This window comes from Nonomuraea sp. GTA35, from assembly GCF_041950525.1.
GTDB lineage: Bacteria > Actinomycetota > Actinomycetes > Streptosporangiales > Streptosporangiaceae > Nonomuraea.
The window spans coordinates 92,825-116,615 of sequence record NZ_JBGNUV010000006.1 but is presented as its reverse complement, the minus strand read 5'-3'; the positions used below and the strand labels follow the sequence as shown (position 1 = coordinate 116,615).

Here is a 23,791-nt window from a genome sequence, read left to right as displayed (position 1 = left end):
AACGTTACATAACTCCCAGTATGTCTTCAGGACCGAGTGACGTTCTAATGTGTGACCATGACCGTACCTGGCATCGACCACCCCCAGCTGGTCGCCTGGATGGGCCGGAACGTGCCCGACGCCGGCGAGCCCCTGTCCGTCTCGCTGATCTCCGGCGGCCGGTCGAACCTGACCTATCTGGTCGAGGCCAGGGAACGCCGGCTGGTGCTGCGCCGCCCGCCCCTGGGCCACGTGCTGCCGACCGCCCACGACATGCGCCGCGAGTGGCGGGTCATCTCGGCGCTCGCGCCGACTCCCGTGCCGGTGCCGGAGCCCGTCGCGTTCTGCGGCGACGAGGACGTGATCGGCGCGCCGTTCTACCTCATGGGGCACGTCGAGGGGGAGGCCGTACGGAGCCGGGAGCAGCTCGGCGACCGGACGCCCGAGCAGACGCGGCGGCTGTCGGAACGGCTGGCCGAGGTGCTGGCCGGCATCCACGCCGTGGACTACCGCGAGGTGGGGCTCGGCGACTTCGGGCGGCCGGAGGGGTACATGGCCAGGCAGCTCGACCGGTGGTGCCAGCAGTGGGAGCGGTCGAAGACGGCCGACCTGCCCGACTACGACCACCTCGTGACGCGGCTGCGGGAGCGGCTGCCCGCCGAGGCGGCGGGCACGCTGGTGCACGGCGACTACCGGCTGGACAACACGCTGCTGCGGCTCGGGGACCTGGAGATCGCGGCCGTGGTGGACTGGGAGATGTCCACGCTCGGCGATCCGCTGGCCGACCTGGGGCTGACGCTGACGTACTGGCACGATCGCGGCGACGAGGAGCGGGCGAGCATCCCGGTGGCGGGGGACGTGACGGTGGCGCCCGGGTTCATGAACGCCGCGGAGTTCGCCGCCCACTACACCAAGGTGTCCGGCCGCGACATCGCGGACCTCGGGTTCTACGTGGCCTTCGGCAACTTCAAGCTCGCCGTCATCGTGGAGGGTATCCACGCCCGCTTCCGGCAGGGTAAGACCGTGGGAGAGGGGTTCGACCGCATCGGCGCGGCCGTGCCCACTCTGATCGCCCGCGCGCACCGGATGCTCGACCAGCACTGACCACCTCGCCCCTCCATCCCCCGCAAGGAGCGTCATGAGCACTGTTGCACTGATCACCGGAGCCGCGAGCGGCATCGGCGCCGCCGTGGCCCGGCGCCTGTCGACGGGCGGCGTCAGGTGCGTCCTCGTCGACATGGACGGCGAGGGGGTCGAGCGGCTGGCCAAGGAGCTGGACGGCGCGTGGCTGGCCGCCGACGTCAGCACCGAGGAGGCCTCGCTGGAGGCCGTCGCGCTGGCCGAGCAGCGGTACGGGCGGCTCGACCTCGTCCACCTCAACGCCGGCATCTCCGGGCGGGTGGACCTGGCCGACTTCGACCTCGCCCGCTACCGCCAGGTCGTCGGGGTGAACATGGACGGCGTCGTCTTCGGCGTACGGGCCACCATGCCGCTGCTGCTGCGCTCCGGCGGCGGCGCGATCGTCGTCACCTCGTCGCTGGCCGGGCTCACCGCCTTCTCCGGCGACCCGATCTACACGATGACCAAGCACGCCGTCGTCGGCCTGGTCAGGGCGCTGGCCGAGCCGCTGGCCGCGCAGAACGTACGCATCGGCGCGGTCTGCCCCGGCTTCACCGACACGCCGCTGGTGGCCGAGGCGCGGGAGATGTTCGTCAACGCCGGCTTCCCGCTGCTCAACGCCGAGGACGTGGCCGCCGCCGTCGAATCCGCCTTCTACGCCGAGACTCCCGGCACGCTCCTCATCGTGCAGCCGGGCCGGCAGCCTGTCCCGTACCGCTACGCCGGCGTACCCGGCCCGGCGGGAGGGCAGCGGCCGCCACGCGAAGATTGACGGCAAGCGGCTTGCAAGCGGGACGATTAGCGTAAAGAGGGCTGGACTTGTGTCCAGCCCTTGTACGTTCGCGGACCTTGTAGGTTCGTGGTTCCCCCAACGTCTCGCGAGGATGAGGAGCGTTCAGTGATTCCGACCGACGGCCGACACGCGCGCCGACGATCGCCATGGCCGATCGCACTTGGAGCCGGCATTCTCGCGGTCGTACTGGTGGCGGGCATCATGGTGTACGCCGCGATGCGGACGCAGGAGCGGAGCGTGTTCAAGGGCAGCGAGGTGGCCACGAAGGTGCCCACGGAGCCCGCGCCCCAGCTCTCCGAGCCTCCGCCGCTGGAGAACTGGCCGCGCTGGGGCGTCACCCACACGCAGTACAGCGCCGACAACGAGCCGCAGGCCGTCGCGGACGAGGCCAGAGGCGTGCTCGGCCGGGTCCCCATGCTGCAGAACCAGCACATCATGGGCTGGGGCGTCGGCAACCCGGAGCCCAGCCCCGGGCAGTTCAACTTCGTCGACCTCGACCGGCGGATGACGTTCATCTCGTCCTCGCGGGGCGTCCCGGTGATCACGCTCTGCTGCGCGCCCGACTGGATGAAGGGCGGGCAGGCCGGGCGTACGGACTGGAGCAAGAACCACACGGTCGCCCCCGAGAGGGAGCACTTCGACGACTTCGCCAGGCTCGCGGTGCGGGTGGCCAAGCAGTACCCGACGGTCAAGCACTACCTGGTGTGGAACGAGTTCAAGGGCTTCTGGGACCCGGCCACCAACCGGTGGGACGCCGAGGCGTACACCGAGCTGTACAACAAGGTCTACACGGCGCTGAAGAAGGTGAACAAGGAGATCCAGGTCGGCGGCCCCTACGTGCCGATCGGCAGCACCGCGCGCGCCCAGGGCCCGTCCGAGCTGAGCGGCCCCTGGGGCACGGTGGACCAGCGGGCGCTGGACGCCGTCAAGTACTGGATCGAGCACAAGAAGGGCGCCGACTTCATCGTCGTGGACGGCGCCTCGATGACCAACGACAAGGGCAACGTGCCGAACGACTTCGCCGCCCAGGCCAAGTTCAGCGCCATCACCACGTGGTTGCGGCAGGAGAGCGGCGACCTGCCGGTGTGGTGGGCCGAGTGGTACGTCGAGCCGGAGAACTCGCAGTGGAGCGAGGACAAGCGCACCGCCGTCCAGGCGGCCGCGCTCATGGAGTTCGCCAAGAGCGGGGTCACCACCGCCCTCTACTGGAACCCGCAGATGAAGGGGGAGGGCGAGTGCGCCGGGTGCCTCTGGGGGCCCAAGGTGGGTGGCGAGCTGCCCATGGCGGGGCTGCTCAGCGGGTTCACCAAGTGGTTCCCCGCCGGGGTGGAGGTGCAGGAGGTGCAGACCTCCGACCCCAAGGTGAAGGCGATGGGCCAGGCCAGCCAGGTCGTGATGGTGAACACCTCCGACCAGGAGGTCTCCGCCACCGTTGACGGGCGGCAGGTCACGTTGCGGCCCTACGAGATCAAGTGGTCGGGGCGCGGCGGCGCGTGAGTCCGTGAGCCGGGGGGCGGGGGCGTGTCGGTCCGCGAGCCGCGGCGCGGGCGCTCGTGGCCGCGGAAGGCCGCCCAGCACGCCGCCAGCGCCACGGCGAACACCGGCAACCAGGCCAGCCTGGCCACCACCCAGCCGGCCGAGGCCGGGGCGGTGTGCAGGCCGGGCAGGGCCTGGCCGACGAGCAGGCCGAGGGCGGTGACGGCGATCATGGCGGTCTGGTGCCAGAGGAAGATCGTGATCGCGGAGAGGTTCGCCGGCGCGACGGCGGCCCAGGCCACCGGCCGCCGCAGGATCCGGCGCAGGGGGCCGAGCAGCAGCAGGGCCGCTCCGCACTGGGCCAGGCCGAAGGTGACGGCCGCGAGGGTGGGCGGGTCGAGGTTGGAGATCTCCGCGCCCGGCACGCCCACCATGGCCGCCGGGTAACCCGCCCCCAGGACGAGCCCGGCGGTGGCGCCTGTCCCGCCGAGCAGCAGCGCCCATCCGGTCCCGCGCCCCGGCAGACCGCCGGTACCGCCCTTGACCCGTCCCAGCGCGCCGCCTGGACCGCCCCCGACCCGTCCCAGCGCGCCGCCGCCCTGTCCCCAGGACAAGCCCAGGCAGTAAGGCACCGCCCAGCCCGCCACCACGTTCACCCCGCCGAGCCAGGCGGGGCCGTCCAGGCCGTACCGGACGAGGTCCACCAGCGTGACGACGGCGAGCGGCCAGGCCGGATGCAGCCTGGCGGCCAGCGGGGTCGCGGCCGTCAGCACGGCGAGGACCAGCAGGAACCACAGCGGCGACCACACCAGCTTGGCCAGCGAGGTCACGCTCCCCAGCGCGACACCGCAGGCGAGCATCGCGACCGCGATCACCACCCACACCAGCACCACGGCGGCCACCGGCCGGAACAGGCGCGCCAGCCGCCGCCCGAGCCACACCCGGTAGCCGGGAACGGCACCGCCGCGGGCCGCCACCATCCCGGCCACCAGGAAGAACACCGCCAGCGTCTGGAACAGCCAGGAGACGGGCGCGAGCTGGGGCAGCTCCCGCAGCGGGCTGGCGGCGCGCACGGTGCCGCTGTCGGTCACCAGGGCCGTCACCAGCCAGTGCCCGAGCACCACCCCGAGGATGGCCAGCGCGCGCAGCCCGTCCAGCCCGCGATCGCGATCCGCCGGGGTCGCCGTCTCGACGCGTTCGAGCAGGTCACGCATCCGGAGCCACCCCCGACACGATCGCGGCGGCGTTGCGCAGGAACAGGGAGCCGGGCCGCAGGTAGTCGCTGTGACCGCCGTCGCCCGCCGCGAAGACGCGCGCGCCGGACGACGGGGAGACGGGGTCCAGGCCGAGCCCCAGGGTGAGGAACGGCAGCCGGAGCTGCACGTGAGGTACGTTCGCGATCCAGTCCCGGGTGCCGCGGGCGGCCCAGACGGGAGCGCGCCCGTAGGTGTCGAGGCCGGTGTCCGAGCCGGGCACCAGCACGGCCACCCGCGCGGCCCCGGCCAGGTCGCCGAAGACCTCCGCGGAGCGCCCCCCGGCACGCCCGTCGAAGAACAGGAACCGCTGCCCCGGCTCCGCCATCGCGCGCAGCGCCGCGGCCCGGCGCGACTGGCCGCGCCCGGCGGCCATCCGCTCGGCCGCCAGGATGCCCTGGCGGACGGCGGCGTACCGGGCCTCGGTCAGCCCCCCTGGCGGCCGGTTCGGCGCGGGAGCGGGGACCTCGGAGCCCGCCAGAGGCACCACCACGGACGTGGCCAGGACGGCGGTGAACACCTTCCGGCGCAGCCGGGCGGGCACGGGCAGCCGGGCGAGCAGGGACAGGCGGGCGAGCGGGGTGCGGCGCGAACGGGGGGACATGCGGCGAACCTATGGATCACGCCCCGTCGCCGGCGTCCCACCTGGGAGTGGATCTGTGACGTAGCTCTGGAGTACTACGGGGTGCCCCGATCACCCCAGCCCGAAGTGCGGCAGGCAGGCCGCCAGCCCGTGGATCTCCACCGGGACCGGGCAGTCGAAGTCCTCGCGGTCGAGCCGGAGCCGCTGCTGCGTCCCCCGCCGCCCGCGGATCGACTGGACCATCACCCCGTCGGGCCGGTAGCCGAGCTTGCGCGAGACGGCGAGCGAGGCCGGGTTGTCCAGGAAGGCGCCGGAGACGGCCGACAGCGCCCCGAGCCCGGCGAAGGCCAGGTGCAGGACGGCGGCGCGCATCTCCGTGCCGAGCCCCTTGCCCTGGTAGGCGCGGCCCAGCCAGGAGCCCGTGTGCACCTCGCGGGTGACCGCGAAGTCGATCCCCTTGACGTCCTGGGTGCCGATCACCTGGCCCTCGTGGACGACGGCGAAGTTGCAGCACCACTCCTCGGGCCGCCACCGCGACATGACCCCGAGGTGGTAGAGCACGACTCTCGAGGGCAGCTCCGCGGCGGGCGCGTCTGTCCAGGGCACGCCGAACGGCATCCGGTCAGGCTCGTGCACCCCCTCCACGGCACGGTCGGCCAGCTCGTCGAGGTCGTCGAGGGAGGGGAGCCGGAGCGTGAGGCGGGGCGTGGTCAGCCGCAGGTCGTGTACAGGCCAGTTGCGCATGCCCGCCCATTGTTCCCGGTCACGCCGGCCGCCTCACCCGGTTTTCCCCGTACGGCGTTCATCCCCGCACGGGGGGCCTTCGCCAGTGCGTCAGCCAGCGCAGCAGCCACTCCACCGGCCCGTACCGGTGCCCGTTGAGCCACCAGTGGCTGTAACCGGCCTGGAGCGCGAAGACGCCGAGCGCGATCAGCACCTCCAGCGGCGGGCTGACCCGGTCCACGAGCGCCAGGCCGTACCCGGTGAAGATGAGCGAGCAGATCAGCGACTGCGCCAGGTAGTTGGACAGCGCCATCCTGCCGGGAGCCGCCAGCGCCCGCGCAAGCCGCGGCACGTGCGGCAGCACGCGCAGGAACGTGGCCGCGTACGCCGCCGCCAGCAGCGGCGCCGTCACCAGGTCCACCGCCTCGCCCCAGAACTTGTGCACCGAGCCGGTCCAGACCGACGCCGTGTAGAAGATCGCGCCGCCCAGCCCGACCGTGAACCCGGTCCACTGCAGCCTGCGCAGCGTCCCCGTGTACGCGGACACGTCGCGCAGCGCGCCCAGCTTGCCGACCGCCAGCCCGATCAGGCACGCGGCCAGCACCGCCGGGCCCTGGAAGAAGACCCGCGCCACGATGATCAGCGACAGCTTCCTGAGGTGCTCGGAGACGATCTGCCAGAACTCCCCGCCGAGCGCCGAGTCCGAGGCGGCGGCCTGCGCCTGCCCGTCAGCGACCCGGCCCGACAGGTCCAGGCCCGCCGTGGCCAGCAGCGCGAGCAGCACGAAGGCGAGCGCCAGCACCAGCGTGAGCGCGATGGCGAGCGCCACCGCCGTCCTCGGCCGGACCCGGCGGAAGATCAGCAGGGCCAGCCCCACGGCGGCGTACGTCGTCAGGATGTCCCCGGGGAACAGCAGCACGGCATGCGCCAGCCCGAGCAGGAACAGCCCGGCCAGCCGCCGCAGGAACATCGGCACGAACGGCCGCCCCCGCCGCCCGGCCGAGTCGGCCTGCAGCGTGAAGCTGTACCCGAACAGGAACGAGAACAGCAGATAGAACTTGTTCTCCAGGAACAGCGTCACGAACCACCGCACGCCCCAGTCGAGGGACGAGTCGAACGCGGGCTCCGCCATCCCGGCCATCCGGTAGCCGGAGGCCAGGAAGGCGATGTTCACGACGAGGATGCCCAGCAGCGAGAAACCCCGTAAGGCGTCGACGGAGGCGATTCTCGCTGCGGCGAGGCGTATGTCCGGCCTGGCGGGATGTGTCTCCGGTGTCCTCATCGGAGAGCATCATCCCGCACAAGCTGAGTGTTTCCTGGGAATTCAGTTATTTTGCGCGATATAGATGAACCGCTCGATGATCACTGCCAGCGCCACCGCGAAGGCCGGGATCGCCAGGAACAGCAGGCGTCTGCGGGCCCTCGGCGCCCGGTTCGGGCCGTTCAGCCGGATGATCTCGTACCCGAAGAGTGCGACCCAGGTCACAGCCAGCGCGCCGATGCCCACCGGCGTCCACGGCGAGGTGGGCTCGCCGCGGCCCTTGTAGGGGTTCGGCTCGGGGATCTCGGTGCCTCTGACGAAGTTCTTCCAGGTGTAGAGCGCCGCGTCCGCGTTGGAGTAGACCCGCTTCAGGTCGGGCGACTTGTCCAGCGCCGCGCGGAACTTCTCGCCCCAGTCGGCCGGGAAGCCCTCGTTGAGCTGCAGGTAGCTGACCTGGCCCCGGCTCACCATCAGGTACGAGTTCCTGGACGCCTCCTTCAGCGCCTGCACGGCGTCGGAGATCTGGGCCGGATCCTTGTGCACCAGCGCCTGCAGGTTGAAGCTGACCTTCTCCACGTCCCGCTCACCCCACGGCAGGGTCGGCGTGACCTCCGGCCCCTCCTTGGGCACCAGGTAGAGCACCCGGGCGCTGGGCTCGTCGTGGTCGTAGACGTAGTGCAGGGCGGCCACCTCGCCGGTGGTGACCCGCTCGAACTTCTCGTTGCCGTACCTGGCCACCAGGAACGCGAACGCGAACATGACCGCGAAGCACGCCGCCAGCACGATCGAGATCCGCTTGGTCAGCTCGGGGTTGAAGCGCACGTTCCGCTTGCGCAGCGGGACGGTCTCCTCGCGTACGTCCGCGCTGTCGGCCGGCAGGTTCGGGAAGAACGCGTACGCGGCCAGCAGGCAGGCGCCGGGCAGCGCGAACATGTAGATCCGCAGCCCGATCTCGCCGCCGTAGCTCTGCAGGCCCAGCGCCAGCACCGGCACGCACAGCAGGATCAGCGCCGACCGGTCGAACACCCCGCGCCGGAACCGGCGGAAGATGCCCACCGCCGCGCAGCCCAGGATCACCGCGAGGATGCCCAGGCGGGCCTGCAGCACCATCGCGTGCGCGGGGTCGGTGCCCTCGATCCGGTCGCCGGTGTTGCTGCGCAGGTTCTGCAGGATGTTGCCCAGGCCGCCGAAGATCGTGTCGATCTGGCTGGCCCAGAAGCCCACCGTCATGTAGCTGATCCAGGCCAGCACCACCAGCCCGAGGAAGAACGGCAGCGCCCAGGTCAGCGTGGTCCGCTTGAAGATCAGGAACGCCGTCACCACGCCGAGCATCATGAACGGCGTGATCTGGTGCGAGGCCACCGACGCCACGAACAGCGCCACCAGCATCATCAGCATGAGCAGCTTGTCGGCCCTGAACGTGCCGGTGTTGGCCAGTTCGCCCGGCGTCATCGCGTCCAGCTTGCCGATCAGCTTGCGCAGGCCCTTGGGCGGGATCGGCTTCGTCCGCGTCTCCACCCGTCCGAACCATCTCAGCAGGATCGCCACGAACGCCAGGTACAGCGCGAACGTGAAGCCCTGGGGCGAGAAGTAGTCCTGCCCGATCCACTGCACCAGCACGAACAGCAGCGCCGCGAACCACCGCGCCCGCGTGGTCGCCACCACCTGGCGCAGGATCAGCACGAACGGGAGCAGGTAGAGCAGGTTCGACAGCAGCGGCGTCCACTGCAGGATCGGCGTCAGGTCGGTGATCCCGGCGGCCTTCGTCACGAACGCGAACAACGCGAAGAAGCCCGGCCAGCCCATGCGGGCGTCGATGTTGATCGCCGTCTCGCCGGTCCTGCCGATGAACTCCACGAAACCGGCGTGGATGTACGCGGTCGGGAAGCGCGGCTCGTCGGCCACCAGCGCGCCCGCGCCGTGCAGGGCGAACGTGATGGCGGCGATCTGGAACAGCAGCAGGAACTTGCGGTCGGTGCTCTGGGTGACCGTGATGAAGAACGACACGATCATGATCAGGATGGCGATGAACGCCGTGGTCGGCAGTGCCGAGATCAGGCCCAGGCCGTCGATGTCGGCCGGATCCACGCCGCGCAGCGGGCCCGGGGGGACCTTGAGCGCGAGGACGTACATGACCAGGCCCTCGATGACCAGCAGCACGGGCAGCCACGTGGGCGCGCTCGCCACCAGCGCCCCGAGCCTGCTCCTGAGCGTGCGGGGCTTGGCGGGGACCTGCCGGGGCGCCTGCCGGGGTGCTTGCCCGGGCGGCGCCTGGCGCGGCGGGGCCTGCTGGAACGCGGCCTGCTGCGCCTGCTCGGGCACGGCCTGCGGCCCCGACGGGCCCTGCGGCGCCATCCCCGGCGCGGGGGAGGTGGCCGGGGGCGGCTGCACCAGATTCGCCAGCCCCTGCGACCCGGCAACAGGCCGAGCCCCACCCCCGGGCCCACCTGCCCCGGGCCCACCTGCCCCAGGTCCACTGGCGCCAGGTCCACCGGCCCCGGGCCCGCTGGTGGCGGGTCCGCCGGTGGTCGGCGCTCCAGCGGGATGCGTGCTCATGGGCTGCGTTCCGGCGGCGGCTGCGGCGGACGCCCCTTCGGTCGCCGCCGCCCCGGTGGACGGCGCCCCGCTGGAAGGCGCGCCGCTGCTCGGCCGCGCCTCAGCCGGGGACGCGCCGGTGCCCTTGGACGAAGGCGCGCCGGACGTGCCCTTGGCGGGCGCACCGGAGGCGGCAGAACCCGCCGTCGCAGGCTTCGCAGCGGGGGTGCCTGGCTTCGCGGCCGTGCCTGCCTTGCCGGCAGCCGCGCCCTGCCCGCTGGCAGGCTGCGGCCCGCTGCCGGGCTGGGCACCCGTAGCAGGCCGGGCGCCAGGGGCCGGCTGGGCACCAGCACCCGGCTTGGTTCCGCTCGCGGGCTGGGTTTCCGTGCCGGATTTGGTTCCGCTCGCGGGCTGGGGACCGCTGGCCGGTTGGGGGCGCAGGCCGGGCGAGGTGTCGCCCTCGTCGGCGGCCTCCGAATCCGAGCTCCCGGTCTCCGAGCTCCCGGCTTCCGAGCCCTCGGTCGCCGGCTGCACCGGCATGGAGACCGTGCCGGCCGTCGAGGGGTCGGCGGTCTCGTCGGCCGTGGGCGGATGCCCGATGTGCAGGGGCCCGGGCAGCCGGATGGCCGTAGTCCTGTCCGCCTCCGGCGTGGCCTTTCCCTCGCCGCCGGTGCTCTCCGGGGAGTCGTCGGCCGAGCCGGCCTCCTCGCCCGCGGGCGGGAACGTCAGCTTGGGGATGACTCCCGTCGCTTCCGGATCGAAGGGCACGTCTGACTCCTCCTTGTCACCACGCACGTCCGAGGAGCCCGTGATCCCCGATTGCATGCCATCGCCGTCCCGTTGCCTCACGTTGACCATCATGAAGCCCCGGACGACCCCTGGGTGACAGTCGACCTACCGCTTTCGTCGAATTTGAGAATTTTACGTAGATTTCCGAAGATCAAAAGTGCGACAAGTACCTCGCTGAAGAGCAATCCGTACCCGACGGCGTTCACCCCGAAGTGAGGGAACAGCGTCACGGTGGACACCAGCACGAGCACCGCCAGCCCGATCTGGACGATCGCCAGCGTCCGCGCCCTGCTCTGCGCCCGCAGCGCGCTCAGGTAGACCTCGATCAGCACCCGGGGCAGCACCGCCAGCGCCATCAGCCGCAGCAGGGTCGTGCCCTCCTCGGCGAAGGCCGAGCCGAAGATGGTCAGGATCAGCGGCGCCCCGAGGATCGCCACCGCGATGATCGGAGTGACGATCATGAAGGCGCGCCGCAGCGCCCGCCGGCAGTTCTCGGCCAGCCTGCCACGGTCGAAGGAGCCCTCGACGGTCAGCGACACCGCCATGTTCATGGCCAGCAGCTCGATCATGCTGGCCAGCGTGTGCGCCATCGAGAACCGGCCGAACGTGGCCTCGCCCACCTGCGTGGCGACGACCACGGGCACCAGGTAGACGATCGCCAGGATCGACAGCGTGCCGGGGAAGTCGCCGGCCAGGAAGCGGCCGACCTCCCGCAGCTTCGGCGGCTCCTGTACGGGATCGGCCCGCTTGACGTGCCGGGGCACGACGACGCCGAAGATCAGCCAGTTGACCGGGATGAGGGCCAGCGCGGTCGGGATCACCCACGAGACGAAGATCCCGCCGGACGGCAGCGCCCCGGCCACCGCGACCAGGAGCCCCATCTTGACCAGGCCGAAGACCAGGTTGTTCAGCGGCACGAACGTGGCCCTGCGCAGCCCGGTCAGCACCACGTCCTGCAGCGTGAACACCGCCCACACCACCACGGACGCCAGGAAGAACAGCCCCGGCCCGAACCCGGCCAGCACCGAGTACGTCTTCCCCCACATGGGCAGCGTCAGCAGGAACCCCAGGGCCGCGACCCCGCCCGTTGCGGCGGCCAGGCCGTACCCGCGCAGGATGAGTTCGGGCGTGCGGCGGCCCGCCACCGGCAGGAACCGGGCCAGCGCGCCCACGAAGCCGAGCGCGGTCAGCGACGCGAACAGCCGCATCGCCGTGATCACGGCCTGCCCGCGGCCGAACTCCTCGGGCGAGTAGAAGTGCGCGGCCAGCAACCAGTAGCCCATGCCGAGCACGCCGGTGATCACGGTGTTCACCATGAGCGCGTAACCCTGCAGGAACAGCGGGTTACGCAGGTCGCGCAGGACCTTCCCCCAGAGGTTAGACATTTCCGCGCACCCGCTGCAGCCCGTACCTCGTCCTGCGGACGACCGCGTACCCCTTGGTGAGGATGCGCTCGCGCATGTAGATGAGAGGTACGGCGTTGCCTTCGACGGCGCGCTTGAACATGTTGATGGTCGTGTTCTTGCCGACCGTCAACCGGGGGATGGCGAGCATGTCATGCCGATCGGCGGCGATCGTGTTGCTCACGGCGCAGGCAGCGAAATACCCGGCCTTGCGCACTTCGCGGCGGACCCGGGCGCTGGAGTACCCGTACGGGTAGGCCATGGTGGCGACCGGCGTGCCGATCTTCTCCTCCAGCAGGCCCTTGTTCCTGCGCAGCTCCTGCCGCAGGTCCTCGGTGCGGAGCTGGTCGAGCTGGGGATGGCTGTGGCTGTGGCCGCCGATCTCGACGCCGGTCTGCGCGGCCTCGCGGGCCTGGCCCCACGACAGCATGTCGTCGAGAGGCCGGCCCGCGGCGTCCCTGCCCGCGTCGGACACCCAGCCGCTGGTCAGGAAGACCGTGGCCGGGAAGTTGTGGCGTTCCAGCAGCGGCAGCGCGCGGGTGTGGAAGTCGGCGTAGCCGTCGTCGAACGTCACCACGATCGGCTTGTCCGGCAGCGACAGCCCGTTGTTCTTGTTGAACCTGGCCACCAGGTCGCCCAGCGTGAGCGGCGTGAAGCCGCTCTCCGCCAGGTAGGCGAGCTGTTCCTCCAGGTCGGAGGGGCGTACGGCGTGCGGCTTGGTCTCGTCGTTGGGCGCGTCGGTGACCGAGTGGTACATCAGGATCGGTACGCGGATCATGATCGTGCCACCTTCAGCCGTACGGAACCCACGACGTAACCCCAGGTCGTCCAGGCCAGCCCGACCACGATCGCGACGGCCCTGCCGAGCCCGCCCACGTCGCCGCGCAGGGCCTCACCGACCCCGCGCAGCGCGCCGAGCGGCAGCGTCTTCATCGCGTGCGCGCGCTCGCTGGACAGCCCGTCCTGGGTGCCGACCTCCCGCGTCACCAGGGCCTTCGACAGCCCCTCCGCGTAGCACCTGGACCTGAAGTAGGCGAACCGCTCGCGCTGCTTCGACACCTTGTGCCCGATCACCGCGCGCGGCTCGAACAGCATGACCGAGCCAGGCTTGCGCTGGCTCAGCCTGATGCAGAACTCCGTCTCCTCGCACCCGAGCGGGCGCGACTTGCGTCCCTGCACGCTGCGGCCGATGCCGCTGTGGAAGCCGCCCACCTCGGACACGGCCTCACGCAGGAAGGCGGCGTTGCCGCCCATGACGTTGCGGATCGGCGCCCTGACCGCGGGCATGCCGCGGTAGGTGCAGCCGACCGTCCAGTCGAACTCGTACGGGAACCAGCGCGGCCGCGTGCCCGACGCCCAGATGGGGTCGGTACGACCGCCCACGCCGACGACACCGGTTTCCTGGAAGCCCTCCTCCAAAGCCTCCAGCCACCCGGGATCGGCGACCGCGTCGTCGTCGAGAAAGGCGACGATCTCACCGTTGGCCGTGGCCACGCCGGTGTTCTTGCCACCGGACAACCCCTGCTCGTGCGTGTTCTCCACCACGATGGCCTGCGGGTACTCGTGCTTGAGCTTGAGGTGCAGGTCGGGGTTGTGGTCGACCACCAGGATCAGCTCGTGTGCCGGGCGTGTCTGGTTCTCGACCGACTCGACTGCCTGCCTGATGTCCTCCCACCGCTCCTCGGTGTAGACGCAGATGACAACAGACGTGTTCACTCGGATCCTTTTTTATGCGACGCCTCGGTCAGCGGCGGGAGTGGCGGCGGGCTCAGGCTGAGGCGGAGTGGGCTGGCGACGCCACTCCTTCAGGATGGTCTTGAGCACGCGGAAGCCATCTCGTACGACGTGCAGGTTGCTTTCGCCGTGGATGCGGTTGCGCTCGTGGCTGGGCACCTCGTGCACCTTCAGCCCGGCCTTGGCCGCGCGAACGTTCATCAGCGTCTCCACCTCGAAGCCGTCGCAGTCAAGGTTGAGCACATCAAGGTGGCGCGCCCAGAAGGCGTTGTAGCCGTAGCACAGGTCGGTGTACTGGGTCTTGTACATCACGTTGACGATGCCCGTGAGCACCTTGTTGCCAAGACGCCGGTTGAGCGTCAGGTCGTCACTGCCGCCACCGGCGGCGTAGCGCGAGCCCTTGACGAAGTCGGCTCCGGTGACCAGCGCGCCCACGAAGTTGATGATCTCGCGGCCGTCGGTCGAGCCGTCGGCGTCGATCATCACGATGATGTCGCTGGTGCAGGCGGCGAAACCGGCGGCCAGGGCGTCGCCCTTGCCCTTGCCCGTCTGCGTCACCACCTTGACGTTCGGCCGCAGCCGCTTGGCCACGGCCACCGTGTCGTCGACGGAGTTGCCGTCGACGAGCACGATCTCATCAACCCACTGCGGGATGGTGGCAAAGACGTGCGGCAGGTTCTCCGCCTCGTTCATCGCCGGCACGACCACGCTGACCGTCGGGGAGATGGCCAGGTGCGGGGTCACCGGCGTGAAGCTCGAAGGCGGCGGCATCGACCGGAGGGGCGAGGAGTGAACCTTGCCGTTGTGCTTGGTTATCTCGGGACTCATGGCGAGGGAAATCCTTCCGGGACCCCGCTCTGCGGGCCGGACGGAACCACCCCCGGGTGCTGCGGGAAAGGCGAAGCCGGCGAACGGTGCATCGAAGGGTCCTGTGTGGAGTGTGAGGGTGTTGGTGCTGGTGCCGGGGGGTGTTTCCGGGGTCGCTCAGCGCGCTCCCGTTGGTTCCTGGGTTACTGCGTTGGAGGGCTCCTGACGTTGCATCGAGCTGCGCACCCGACCGAAGCCCTTCAGGACACGGTCGGCCGCCTTATAGAGAGACGGCCGATCCAGGACAATTGTTCGGGCCTTGTTGAAAGGAGTTCGGCCCATCCAGTGAACGGCCGCGGAGGCGGACGGACGCGAGACGCGGCCTTCGGCGACGTACAGGGTCCCGCTCTTCAGCCAGTCCTTGTACTCCTTGCCGCCCTTGCCCATGTCGACCATGTGCAGACCCGCGTTCGCGGCGGCCTCGGCCATCTGGAGATGGTGGACGATGCCCGGCGAGTAGCGGGCGAACTCGGTGTCGTAGGCGGGGAACCACCCTACAAGCGTGGTCGCCGTACGAAGGCCGAAATGCCCCGCCACCGGTACGTCACCGGCATAAAGCATGGTCAGGACACCCGCGAAGTCCGATGAGTTCTCGGCATGCATCATGTTCGTCAATTCGACGATCCACGGCTGGGCGAACCTGTCCACCCGGCCAGTCCTCTGGTACTGGTCGGACTTCCAGGCGAGCAGGGTACGCAGCACCTCGGGGTCGGCCGAGGCCCACTCGAGGCGCAGGTCGCCCTGCTCCCGGCCCATCTTGCGTTCCTTGTAGCGGACGGTCTTGAGGTTCTTCGGGGAGTTGGCCTTGACCTGCTCGATCCAGGCCTCGAAGCCCGAGGTGAAGTCCATGACCGGCGCGGGGCGGACGTCCGACTCGTACTCGGCGAACGTCGGCTGCCCCGCCACCAGGTGGTCGAAGTCGAAGACGCTGAGCTTGCAGGCGCGCAGCAGAGCCTTGGCGTCGAGCTTCAACTCCGGGACCGAGATCAGGCCGTGACAGGTGGTGAGGAATCCGCCGAGCGGCTTGCCGATGCCGAAGCTGTGCCGCTCGTAGGGGAAGAACCCCTGGATGCCGCTCCCGTCGGAGATGACCGCCACCCTCACGTAGTCGCGCAAGCGGTCCATCGCCACGGCGAACTCGACGGACAGGAACGGGTTGTCCAGACTGCGGTCGGCCTTCTGCAGCTCCCGCCATCGGGCCCGCTCGGAGTCCCCGAGCTCTCGCGGCCGAACTACCTGGATGTTCACCTTGCCCTGGCCCCCTGTTCGGTCTGCATGCTCTTCCCCCGGTACAAGACCCGAAGCACGTACATGAACCCTCCGAGCACGGCGACCGTCGCCACACCGGCTCGGGGCGACCACGCGTTGAAGAGCAGCATGGCTTCGGCGAGGAGCACATTGAGTACGAGACTCGCCGCGGCTCCTACGGATAGGGCGGCGAGGGGGTCACGATCACGCAACAGTCCCACCACTGCCGCTCCTGGCACGACCAGAAGGAACAAGGAGATCAGGAACGGGCGCAGCGGTGTCTCGATATCGAACAGCGCGATGACCGCTCCCGCGATGCAGGCGAGCGCGACCAGCCAGGCCAGCGCTCTGCGGTGCTGCTTGAGCATCTCCTGTCTCTCTCCTGCCCTTGCTGGTTGAAGCGCGTGTTGATCGCAGTTCATGGGACCAATCCGCGCTATGACACGTCAATGCCGACGCTTGGCGACGCGCTCCGGTTTACAGGCATGCCGAGGTTTCTCGTGTGACCTTCGACACACAGTCAAAAAATCGGCTTGTCCCGGCGCATCCCCAAGCACACCAGAATGCCCTATGTTGCCTAGGGTTCACGAGTCAGGGTCCGATTTATATCTGTTTGTCGTGTTAAAGGTGGGGCTACTGGGAGTCAGTGCCCGGGTCCTCCACGGCACCGCCGGCCGAGGTGGTGGCGACGCCGGCGCTCGGCGACTCGGTCGGCTCTTCTGTGGCAGGCGGGCCGTCGGTCGGTGGCTCGGGGTCGTCGTCGCCCTGCCAGGACAGGGAGCACGTGGCGGTGCCGCCGTTCGAGGTGAAGGTGACGCGGCCGCTGCCGGAGGCGTTCGGCTCGACGACCGTCACCACGACCGTGGCCGACGCGCCCGCCCTGACCGAACCGCTCGCCGGGTGCACGTCGAGACCCTGCGAGGCCGTCGCCACCCACGAGACGGCGGCGTTGCGGGCGCCGATGCCGATCCGCGCCACGCCGGCGATCGTCTGCGGGCACGAGACGCGCAGCCGGGCCTCCGGCACGGGCCTGCGCCGGGAGGGCGTGGGCGCGGCGGCCTGCCTGCTGCTCCTGCGCGGGGCGGCCGCCGGCGGCGTGATCCTGGGCGACGGGGTGCGGCTCGGGGTCGCGCTCGGCGTCGGCGACGGGCTGGGCTCGTCCTCCTCGATCACCGGCTCCGGCGTCGGGTTCTCCTCCAGGTAGGTGGTGGGGGAGGGGACCGGCCGCAGCGTGGTCGTCCCGGAGCTGCCGCCGCCGTTCAGCGCCACGACCGCGCCCGTCGCGGCCAGCAGGCACGCGCCCGCCAGCATGAGCGGCGCCAGCCGCCGCGGCCGGCGGCGCGAGCGGCGATCGGCCGGCACCGGGAACCCCGACCGGTCGAAGCTGTCACCCCGATCCGTGATCAGGACGCGCGTGTCGTCCAGCTCGGGCTTGACGCACGTGTCGATCACCCGGCGGCGCAGCGAGATCGGCGGGTGGGCCAACGGCACCAGGTCGAGCAGCTTGGCCGCCGAGACCTGCCGGTGCCTGCCCTCGGTGCACACCTCGCACCCGCTGATGTGCCCCGACAGCCGGCGCCGCAGCAGCGGGGTGAGCGGCCCCTCCCAGGAGTCCAGCATCGCCGACAGGTCGGGGCAGTGCGCCCGCCCGGTCCGGGCCAGCAGCACGGCCGCGGCGGCGTTCTCCAGATGGTCGCGGGCCCTGCCCAGCCTGGCGGCCGACTGCCTGGAGGTCAGCCCGAGCACCGCGCCGACCTCCGACGGGGTCAGGCCGTGGCGCACCGACAGCTTCAGCACCTCGCGCTGGCCCCTGCTCAGCTCGCCCAGCGCCTCGTGGACCAGGTCGGCCAGCTCGGTGTCACCGTGCTCGCCCGGCTCCGGGAAGCCGGGCAGCGGCATGCCGCCCGACGGGGTGCCGGGGCGGCGCGCCATCCTGGCCCGTACCTGGAACCTGGTCAGCGCGTACAGCCAGGCGCGCAGCCGGGCCGGCTCCCTGAGCCGGGCCACGCAGCCCTGCGCGGTGACCAGCGCGTCGTGCACGGAGTCGGCCGCCACGTCGCTCCGGCCCGACAGGGAGAACGCGTAGTCGTGCAGCCGTTCGGCGTAGGAGTCGTAGAGCGTCGCGGGAGCGGCGGTCTCCGCGCGCCGCAGAGCTTCGACCAGCTCCTGATCGCCCGCGCGATCGACGGTCGGCCATCCAGGCACGGATTTCCCTCCCCGCAGGTAGGACGCTCACTCAAGCCCCACGCGGAGAGGACGCCGCCTCGATCGGCCAGGTTCGCCCGCCATGCCCAACGAGCATGGCGGGCCTGTCGCTGTCAGCCGTCGCAGTTCGGCATGCAGAGGCGGCGCTCCATGCCCTGCAGGAAGAAGTCGCGGACCTGAAGGATGTTCTCGGCGATGTACGCCTCGCCACCCGTGGCCTTGGCCACGGCCTCCATCTGCGACTTGCCCTTCTTGGCGTCCGGGCCGAAGGCGATGAGCAGGATGGTGAGCGGCCGCTTCGGGTTGTAGGTCTTCTTCAGGAACTCCAGGAGTTCGGCGTTCTTGACGCCGCCGTCCGGGTCGTCGTTGCCCGCGCCGTCGGTGAGTATCAGGAGGGTGTTGACCTTGTCCTCCTGGAACGTCTTGGTCAGCTGCGTGTAGGCCGCCTTGATCGTGTCGTTCAGCCCGGTGTCGCCGGTGGATTTGGCCTGGAGCTGGGCGAACGTCCTGACCAGCATCTCCTTGCGCGTCGCCCCGTCGATCGACTCGCTGAGCGGCCCGACCGAGACGAGCTCCTTCCAGTCCTTGCCCTGCCCGTCCATGTGCGTGGAGAACGACCACAGCCCCATCTCGGACCCCGGCGGGAAGAGCCCGAGGCCCTCGGTGGCGATCCGGTTGATGGCCTGCATGCGGGTCATGTTCGTGCCGGGCACGGGCAGCGCCATCGTGCCGGAGACGTCGAGCAGGGTGAGCAGGCGGGTGCCGAGGTTCAGCCGGGTCCAGGTCTGCACCATGCGGGCCACGGTCGCGCCGTCCGGCGGGTCCAGCGCCGCCGGGGTCTCGGAGGTGAAGCCCTTGTCCTCGGTCAGCGCGTCGCCCGCCTTGCCGTCGGTGCTGCGGAAGCCGGCGTCGCGCAGGATCTTCTTGGCCGACTCGGCGGCCAGGGCCTGCTTGAAGTCCGCCGCGGCCTTCAGCACCTCGGGGTTCTTGGTCAGGATCGTGACCGGGTAGTCCAGGCTGAGCGTGCCCTCCTTGGGGTAGAGGGCGACCACCGGCGACTCGGGCTTCTTCGTGTTGTGCGCGTAGATGGCCTGCTCGGACGCGACGCCCACCGGCACCCTGCTGCCCGACTTGACGGTGAGGCTGGCCAGCAGCGCGGTCGAGTCGGAGGCGAGCTGGCCCGACAGCTCCTTCAGCGCGCCGACCAGGGCCTTGTCCTGCTTCGCCTCCCTGGCGGTGCCGGCCGCGGCCAGCAGGGCCGCCAGGCCCGCGGAGTTCTTCTGCGGGTCGAGGGCGAGCACCCGCACCTTCCTGCCGGGGCCGTCCACGTTGGCCACGTTCGCCGCCGAGATCAGGGAGACCCAGCTCGGCTGGAGCGTGCCGGACAGCTTCGACGCGGCCGACCTGGCCGCCGCCAGCACCACGGGGGAGCTCGCGATCGACCCCTCCACCTGCGGCAGCGCGTCGCCGGCCCCGGTGCTGCGCATGCTCTCCATGAGCAGGCTGGAGTCGGCCACCCAGAAGTCGGCGCCGACCTTGCCCGCCGCCAGCGCGTTCGCCGTCCTGGCCGCCGCCTCCTTGGCCACCGTCACCTCGACGCACTTGCTGTCGATCGAGTGCAGGGCCTTGTTATAGTTGCTGGCGATCTTGTTCAGCGCCGGCTGGATGTCGGGGGTGGCGACCACGCGCAGCGGCAGCTTGCCGCCCGAGCAGTCGTGCTCCCGGTTGAAGATCACGAACGCGGCGACGCCGAGCAGCACTGCCAGGGCGACGGCCCCCGCCAGCGGTACGAGCACTCTGCCGCGACCGCGCCTGGCTCGCCTGCGCGGTGGTGGTGGTTCGCTGGCTCTGTATCCGCCGTCGAGATCGTCTGTGCGGTGTCGCCCCACGATGTCCTCTTAGGTGTTCTCGTGACCTTCCGGAGACCCTAGCGGGAGATGCTCCGCAATACTTCGGGAACGATACTCGGTGCGGTCTATGTGGCAAAACCGCCCTTTTGGTGCGGCGATTACTTAATGTGGCCGCGATCTACGGTGAGCGTGATCGTGATCGGCTGTCAATGGCAGCAGTCGTGACCGTGCCAGGCGCGCCTGCCCTCCCGTACGGCGACGGCCGCAAGCACCACCGCCACCAGCGGATCCACCCACCACCAGCCGACGGTGTTGAGCCACAACCCGGCCAGCACCCCCGCCGCCATGGCCGCGCAGATGAGATTCTGCGTGCCCTCGCCCGAGGTCGCCGCCGAGGCCAGCCGCGCCCCGAGCCGCCGCTTGGCCACCCCCAGCACCGGCATGCTGACCAGGCTGAACGTCGTCACCACGATCCCCAGCACGCTCGGCGCCGCCCGATGCCCCGCGTCCAGGTCGTGCGCGACGTGAAGGACGAGATACGGCGCCAGCAGCCAGAAGCTCACCGCCACCGCCTTCCTGGCGGTGCTCTCGGCGCTCGGCGACAACGTGCGCGCGCCGGTGAACCGCCACACCACGATCAGGCTGGCCACCGCCTCCACCAACGCCGACAGCCCCCACCCGATGAGCGCCACCGAGTGCGCCGCCAGCCCCGCGGCCAGGCCGAGCGTGCTCTCCGCACCCAGCCAGACCAGCGTGCCCACGGAGAGCGTGCGCGCGGTCCGCGCGGCACGCAACCATTCGGCTGACGCGGCCGGATGCTCCTGAATCCGCTGATCAGGCACCATGAACCCCCGAACTCCCGGCTATCCGGCCGTCGACAGCGATACGTAAGGTACCCACTACCGACCGTGACCTCGTACAACGTCGGCAAAACAAGGTCAAATCCCGGCCGCATAATGATCGCGGGGGATGTCCACCAGGGGGAGACACCGTGCCGTTCACGCCCAGCCATGTCGCCGCCGTGCTGCCGTTGATCGGCTCGCGGCGGATCCGCAGGTTCGTCGACCCGTGGGCGCTCGCGCTGGGGGCCATGGTGCCCGATCTGCCGGTCTTCCTGCCGTTCATGCCTGACTACACCGACACGCACTCCTGGCTGGGCGTGGTCACGATCGACCCGCTCGCGGTCCTGATCCTGCTGCCGCTCTTCCACGCCGTCCTGCGCGACCCGCTGATCGCCCTGCTCCCGCCCGGCCTGGCGGGACGCGCCGCGCTCCTCGTGCCCGGCCGGCTGCGGTTGCTCCCGATGCTGGCCGGCGCCGTGATCGGCGCCGCCACCCACGTGCTGTGGGACTCCTTCACCCACTCCACGGGCCCCGCCGAGTGGGGCGCGTGGCTGTCGGTCTCCGTCTTCGGCGTGATCAGGCTCTTCCGCCTCCTGCAGTACGTCTCCTCCGCGATCGGCCTGGCCGTGGTGGTGTGGTGGGGCTGGCGCGGGCTGTCCCGCATGGTGGCGGCGCCCGTACCTGAGCGGTTGCGCCTGCCCGGCCGCGCCCGCTGGGCCGTGCTGGCGGCGGCCGGCGCCGGCGTCCTGGCCGGAGGCCTGTTCTGGCCCCTGATCGACGAGCCCAACCCGAAGTTCGGCATCGCCGCCGTGATCACCAAGACCGGCGCGGGGACGGTGATCGGCCTGGCCGCGGTCCTCCTCTGCTACGCCGTGGTCTGGCAGGTCAGGCGGCGCGTGGCAGTATCGGAAGGTGCTTGAGTACGTCACCGACGCCGACGACCCCCGCCTGTCCGACTACACCCGGCTCAGGGACGTCGAGCTGCGCAAGAGCCTCGAAGCCGAGCGGGGCCTGTTCCTGGCCGAGGGAGAGAAGGTGATCAGGCGGGCCATCGGCGCCGGCTACCCGATCCGCTCGGTCCTGACCACCCGCCGCTGGCTCGCTTCGCTGGAGGACGTCCTCGGCGAGGCCACCGTCTACGTCGTGAGCGACGAGATCATGGCGGGCATCGCGGGCTTCCAGGTGCACAGGGGAGCGCTGGCCTCGATGGAGCGCCTGCCGCTGCCTCCCATGGAGGCCCTGCTCAAGAGCGGCACCGGCCGCCTCCTGGTCCTGGAGGACCTGGTCGACCACAGCAACGTCGGCGCGATCTTCCGATCCGCCGCCGCGCTGGGTGTGGACGCCGTCATCCTGTCCCCCCGGTGCGCCGACCCGCTCTACCGGCGGGCGGTGAAGGTCTCGATGGGCGCGGTCTTCTCGATCCCGTACGCGCGCATGGACGACTGGTTCACCGGCCTCGACCGGCTGCGCGCCGCCGGCTACCGCACCCTGGCCCTGACCCCCGACCAGAGCGCCGCCCCCATCGACGGCGTCGAGCTGGGCGACCGGGTGGCGCTGCTGCTCGGCGCGGAGGGCGACGGCCTGTCGTCCCACTGGCTGGAGGAGGCGGACCAGGCGGTGTGCATCCCGATGAGCGCGCAGGCCATGGCAGCCGGGGTCGACTCGCTGAACGTGGTGGCCGCCGCCGCCATCGCCTGCCACGGCCTGATGCGCCGAGTCGGCTGATCGGGGTTTAAGCGGCTGGTACGGGGCACGGGCAGACACCACATCACGGTAAGGAGATGCCATGCAATCCGTAGAGAAAGCCACGTCGCTGGGGATGGGCCTGCTGGGCGGCGTGCTGGCGTCCGCGCTGTTCAAGCGGGCCTGGAAGCTGGCGTCCGGTCAGGACGACGCCCCGGACGCCGACGACCTCGAACGCGGCTGGACCGAGGTCCTCGTCGCCGCGGCCCTGCAGGGAGCGATCTTCGGGCTGGTCAAGGCCGCCGTGCACCGCGCCGGCGCGCAGACCTTCCGGCACCGGGGCCACTGAGGCGGGACGCCGTCACTGCTGGTCGCCCGCGAGCCAGTCGGGATGGCCGTCGAAGTCGTGGATCACCGGCCGGCAGTCGATGGGGGCGTCGGCGCCGGCGCCCCTGACGTGCCGCTCCAGCATCGGGACCTGCTCATCCGTCGTGATGAGCGTGAGCTGCCAGGCGAGCTCGTCGCGGGGGGCGGCCGGGTCGGGGGCTTCTGCGATGTCGATCGACGTGGCCAGGCCCGCGAGGAGGATGCCGTGCGCCAGCTCGGCCGCCCTCTCGTGACTCCCGATCGTCATGCGGATCTCGACGAATTCCGCCATGAGTTGTCCTTAGTGGAGAGGTGTGGGCCTCACCCTACCTGCGGAAACGAAAGAGAGGCCGGATTTCACGGGGATTTCCCGGTTAGTTCGTGTCGTGGGTGCAGGTGCGCAGGTCATCGCCCGGAAGAGGGGCGCGGGAACGGCGGACGACCGGCTCGGGCGACCGGCGGGATCCGGCGTGCCGCGCCGCCCGATGATGCACAATGTGAGCGATCGATTACAGAAACACGTGCAGAGCGGGGGCTCCATGAACGTGGCCTGGATCATCGCCCTGACCGCCACAGCGGGGTACTTGAGCTCGGGGGCGGGCGCCGGGGGTGCGGCGGCGCCTGTCGCGCTGAGCTGCGCCGTCGCCACTCCCGCGGCGCGGCCGTTGGTGTTCGAACCCAAGGTCGGGCTCACGCCTCGCCGGGTCCAGGCGCGCGGGCACCTGGAGCTCACCGGGTGCACCTCGCCCGACGGCACGGCCACGTACCTGCGCTCCGGGTGGGCCAGCGTGCGAGCCACCGCCCAGGTGTCGTGCACCAGCGCCCGTCAGGTGCGCGGCAGCGCGGTGATCACCTGGTTCGGGGAGAACGGGCGCCCCGTCGGCACGTCGAGGCTGCGCGTCAGGGCCGACCGGCTCGTGGCCCAGCGCCCGGCGGACACGCTGCTCACCGGCACCGTCACGGCGGGATGGCTGGCCAAGGAGCCGGTGAGGGGTGGCATCAGCCCCGCCACGGCCATCCTCGGCTGCGCCACGCGGGGCATGGCCACGCTCCCGGGCAGCGGCCGCATCGTGTTCGGCTGA

General features: G+C 70.8%; 22 protein-coding genes. 7 read left to right on the top strand and 15 right to left on the bottom strand.

Translation table 11 applies throughout. The features are described from left to right. The first annotated feature begins 57 nt into the window (after positions 1–57). From ACBJ32_RS27065 to ACBJ32_RS27055, 3 genes are all read left to right on the top strand, one after another. On the top strand, positions 58–1,083 hold the full coding sequence (locus tag ACBJ32_RS27065; RefSeq protein ID WP_375129092.1) for a phosphotransferase family protein: 1,026 nt from the start codon (positions 58–60) through the stop codon (positions 1,081–1,083). A gap of 34 nt (positions 1,084–1,117) precedes the next feature. Continuing rightward, positions 1,118–1,870 (top strand): SDR family oxidoreductase, encoded by a 753-nt coding sequence (locus ACBJ32_RS27060; RefSeq protein WP_357872837.1) that lies wholly within the window; start codon positions 1,118–1,120, stop codon positions 1,868–1,870. Positions 1,871–2,080: 210 nt separating this feature from the next. After that, positions 2,081–3,388 carry a xylan 1,4-beta-xylosidase gene (locus tag ACBJ32_RS27055; RefSeq protein WP_375129091.1) on the top strand — a complete coding sequence of 436 codons (1,308 nt, stop codon included), beginning with the start codon at positions 2,081–2,083 and terminating at the stop codon, positions 3,386–3,388. Here ACBJ32_RS27055 and ACBJ32_RS27050 read toward each other — a convergent pair. The 14 genes from ACBJ32_RS27050 to ACBJ32_RS26985 form a co-directional block, all read right to left on the bottom strand. Beyond that, positions 3,352–4,581 carry an acyltransferase gene (locus ACBJ32_RS27050; RefSeq protein WP_375129090.1) on the bottom strand — a complete coding sequence of 410 codons (1,230 nt, stop codon included), beginning with the start codon at positions 4,579–4,581 and terminating at the stop codon, positions 3,352–3,354. The genes ACBJ32_RS27055 and ACBJ32_RS27050 overlap by 37 nt on opposite strands. Further along, positions 4,574–5,224 carry an alpha/beta hydrolase gene (locus ACBJ32_RS27045; RefSeq protein ID WP_375129089.1) on the bottom strand — a complete coding sequence of 217 codons (651 nt, stop codon included), beginning with the start codon at positions 5,222–5,224 and terminating at the stop codon, positions 4,574–4,576. Before ACBJ32_RS27045 ends, ACBJ32_RS27050 begins: the two co-directional genes overlap by 8 nt. 90 nt (positions 5,225–5,314) lie before the next feature. After that, positions 5,315–5,947 (bottom strand): GNAT family N-acetyltransferase, encoded by a 633-nt coding sequence (locus tag ACBJ32_RS27040; protein WP_375129088.1) that lies wholly within the window; start codon positions 5,945–5,947, stop codon positions 5,315–5,317. Between the two features lie 58 nt (positions 5,948–6,005). Next, positions 6,006–7,208, bottom strand: a complete 1,203-nt coding sequence (locus tag ACBJ32_RS27035) for a DUF418 domain-containing protein (protein WP_375129087.1) — start codon at positions 7,206–7,208, stop codon at positions 6,006–6,008. 42 nt (positions 7,209–7,250) lie between these two features. Next, positions 7,251–9,578, bottom strand: coding sequence for a hypothetical protein (locus ACBJ32_RS27030; RefSeq protein WP_375129086.1), 2,328 nt, complete (start codon positions 9,576–9,578; stop codon positions 7,251–7,253). A gap of 1,001 nt (positions 9,579–10,579) precedes the next feature. Beyond that, positions 10,580–11,896 carry a lipopolysaccharide biosynthesis protein gene (locus ACBJ32_RS27025; RefSeq protein WP_375129085.1) on the bottom strand — a complete coding sequence of 439 codons (1,317 nt, stop codon included), beginning with the start codon at positions 11,894–11,896 and terminating at the stop codon, positions 10,580–10,582. Next, positions 11,889–12,692 (bottom strand): polysaccharide deacetylase family protein, encoded by an 804-nt coding sequence (locus ACBJ32_RS27020; protein ID WP_375129084.1) that lies wholly within the window; start codon positions 12,690–12,692, stop codon positions 11,889–11,891. Before ACBJ32_RS27020 ends, ACBJ32_RS27025 begins: the two co-directional genes overlap by 8 nt. Further along, complete coding sequence (locus ACBJ32_RS27015) at positions 12,689–13,630, bottom strand: glycosyltransferase family 2 protein (protein ID WP_357872862.1); 942 nt, start codon at positions 13,628–13,630, stop codon at positions 12,689–12,691. Before ACBJ32_RS27015 ends, ACBJ32_RS27020 begins: the two co-directional genes overlap by 4 nt. Before the next feature lie 12 nt (positions 13,631–13,642). Beyond that, positions 13,643–14,476 carry a glycosyltransferase family 2 protein gene (locus ACBJ32_RS27010; protein ID WP_375129083.1) on the bottom strand — a complete coding sequence of 278 codons (834 nt, stop codon included), beginning with the start codon at positions 14,474–14,476 and terminating at the stop codon, positions 13,643–13,645. Positions 14,477–14,632: 156 nt separating this feature from the next. After that, the gene (locus tag ACBJ32_RS27005) at positions 14,633–15,763 is read right to left on the bottom strand and encodes a GNAT family N-acetyltransferase (RefSeq protein WP_375129082.1); all 1,131 of its coding nucleotides are present in this window, start codon (positions 15,761–15,763) and stop codon (positions 14,633–14,635) included. Then, on the bottom strand, positions 15,760–16,131 hold the full coding sequence (locus ACBJ32_RS27000) for a hypothetical protein (RefSeq protein ID WP_080045753.1): 372 nt from the start codon (positions 16,129–16,131) through the stop codon (positions 15,760–15,762). Before ACBJ32_RS27000 ends, ACBJ32_RS27005 begins: the two co-directional genes overlap by 4 nt. 265 nt (positions 16,132–16,396) lie before the next feature. Next, complete coding sequence (locus ACBJ32_RS26995; protein WP_375129081.1) at positions 16,397–17,968, bottom strand: sigma factor-like helix-turn-helix DNA-binding protein; 1,572 nt, start codon at positions 17,966–17,968, stop codon at positions 16,397–16,399. A 113-nt stretch (positions 17,969–18,081) separates the two neighbouring features. Further along, complete coding sequence (locus tag ACBJ32_RS26990) at positions 18,082–19,764, bottom strand: substrate-binding domain-containing protein (protein WP_375129080.1); 1,683 nt, start codon at positions 19,762–19,764, stop codon at positions 18,082–18,084. A gap of 260 nt (positions 19,765–20,024) precedes the next feature. Continuing rightward, positions 20,025–20,663: a hypothetical protein gene (locus ACBJ32_RS26985; RefSeq protein ID WP_375129079.1), complete on the bottom strand. Its 639-nt coding sequence runs from the start codon at positions 20,661–20,663 to the stop codon at positions 20,025–20,027. Positions 20,664–20,809: 146 nt separating this feature from the next. On the opposite strand from ACBJ32_RS26985, the gene ACBJ32_RS26980 reads away from it, so the two are divergent. From ACBJ32_RS26980 to ACBJ32_RS26970, 3 genes are all read left to right on the top strand, one after another. After that, entirely contained in the window at positions 20,810–21,580 is a 771-nt protein-coding gene (locus tag ACBJ32_RS26980) for a DUF4184 family protein (RefSeq protein WP_375129078.1), read from the top strand. Further along, entirely contained in the window at positions 21,573–22,385 is an 813-nt protein-coding gene (locus tag ACBJ32_RS26975) for a TrmH family RNA methyltransferase (protein WP_375129077.1), read from the top strand. The genes ACBJ32_RS26980 and ACBJ32_RS26975 overlap by 8 nt, the downstream gene beginning before the upstream one ends. Positions 22,386–22,446: 61 nt before the next feature. Then, a complete protein-coding gene (locus ACBJ32_RS26970; RefSeq protein WP_357872880.1) occupies positions 22,447–22,692 on the top strand; it encodes a DUF4235 domain-containing protein in 246 nt (81 codons plus the stop codon). Between the two features lie 12 nt (positions 22,693–22,704). Here the strand turns inward: ACBJ32_RS26970 and ACBJ32_RS26965 are convergent, their stop codons facing one another. Beyond that, the gene (locus ACBJ32_RS26965; RefSeq protein WP_375129076.1) at positions 22,705–23,001 is read right to left on the bottom strand and encodes a hypothetical protein; all 297 of its coding nucleotides are present in this window, start codon (positions 22,999–23,001) and stop codon (positions 22,705–22,707) included. A 205-nt stretch (positions 23,002–23,206) separates the two neighbouring features. Between ACBJ32_RS26965 and ACBJ32_RS26960 the strand changes: the two genes are divergently transcribed. Continuing rightward, complete coding sequence (locus ACBJ32_RS26960; RefSeq protein ID WP_357872885.1) at positions 23,207–23,791, top strand: hypothetical protein; 585 nt, start codon at positions 23,207–23,209, stop codon at positions 23,789–23,791.

Coding starts and splice junctions, on each gene's coding strand:
- ACBJ32_RS27060 (WP_357872837.1), top strand. CDS start 1,118: ATGAGCACTGTTGCACTGATCACCGGAGCCGCGAGCGGCATCGGCGCC.
- ACBJ32_RS26965 (WP_375129076.1), bottom strand. CDS start 23,001: ATGGCGGAATTCGTCGAGATCCGCATGACGATCGGGAGTCACGAGAGG.
- ACBJ32_RS27040 (WP_375129088.1), bottom strand. CDS start 5,947: ATGCGCAACTGGCCTGTACACGACCTGCGGCTGACCACGCCCCGCCTC.
- ACBJ32_RS27035 (WP_375129087.1), bottom strand. CDS start 7,208: ATGAGGACACCGGAGACACATCCCGCCAGGCCGGACATACGCCTCGCC.
- ACBJ32_RS27050 (WP_375129090.1), bottom strand. CDS start 4,581: ATGCGTGACCTGCTCGAACGCGTCGAGACGGCGACCCCGGCGGATCGC.
- ACBJ32_RS27025 (WP_375129085.1), bottom strand. CDS start 11,896: ATGTCTAACCTCTGGGGGAAGGTCCTGCGCGACCTGCGTAACCCGCTG.
- ACBJ32_RS27020 (WP_375129084.1), bottom strand. CDS start 12,692: ATGATCCGCGTACCGATCCTGATGTACCACTCGGTCACCGACGCGCCC.
- ACBJ32_RS27065 (WP_375129092.1), top strand. CDS start 58: ATGACCGTACCTGGCATCGACCACCCCCAGCTGGTCGCCTGGATGGGC.
- ACBJ32_RS26970 (WP_357872880.1), top strand. CDS start 22,447: ATGCAATCCGTAGAGAAAGCCACGTCGCTGGGGATGGGCCTGCTGGGC.
- ACBJ32_RS27010 (WP_375129083.1), bottom strand. CDS start 14,476: ATGAGTCCCGAGATAACCAAGCACAACGGCAAGGTTCACTCCTCGCCC.
- ACBJ32_RS27045 (WP_375129089.1), bottom strand. CDS start 5,224: ATGTCCCCCCGTTCGCGCCGCACCCCGCTCGCCCGCCTGTCCCTGCTC.
- ACBJ32_RS26985 (WP_375129079.1), bottom strand. CDS start 20,663: ATGGTGCCTGATCAGCGGATTCAGGAGCATCCGGCCGCGTCAGCCGAA.
- ACBJ32_RS27000 (WP_080045753.1), bottom strand. CDS start 16,131: ATGCTCAAGCAGCACCGCAGAGCGCTGGCCTGGCTGGTCGCGCTCGCC.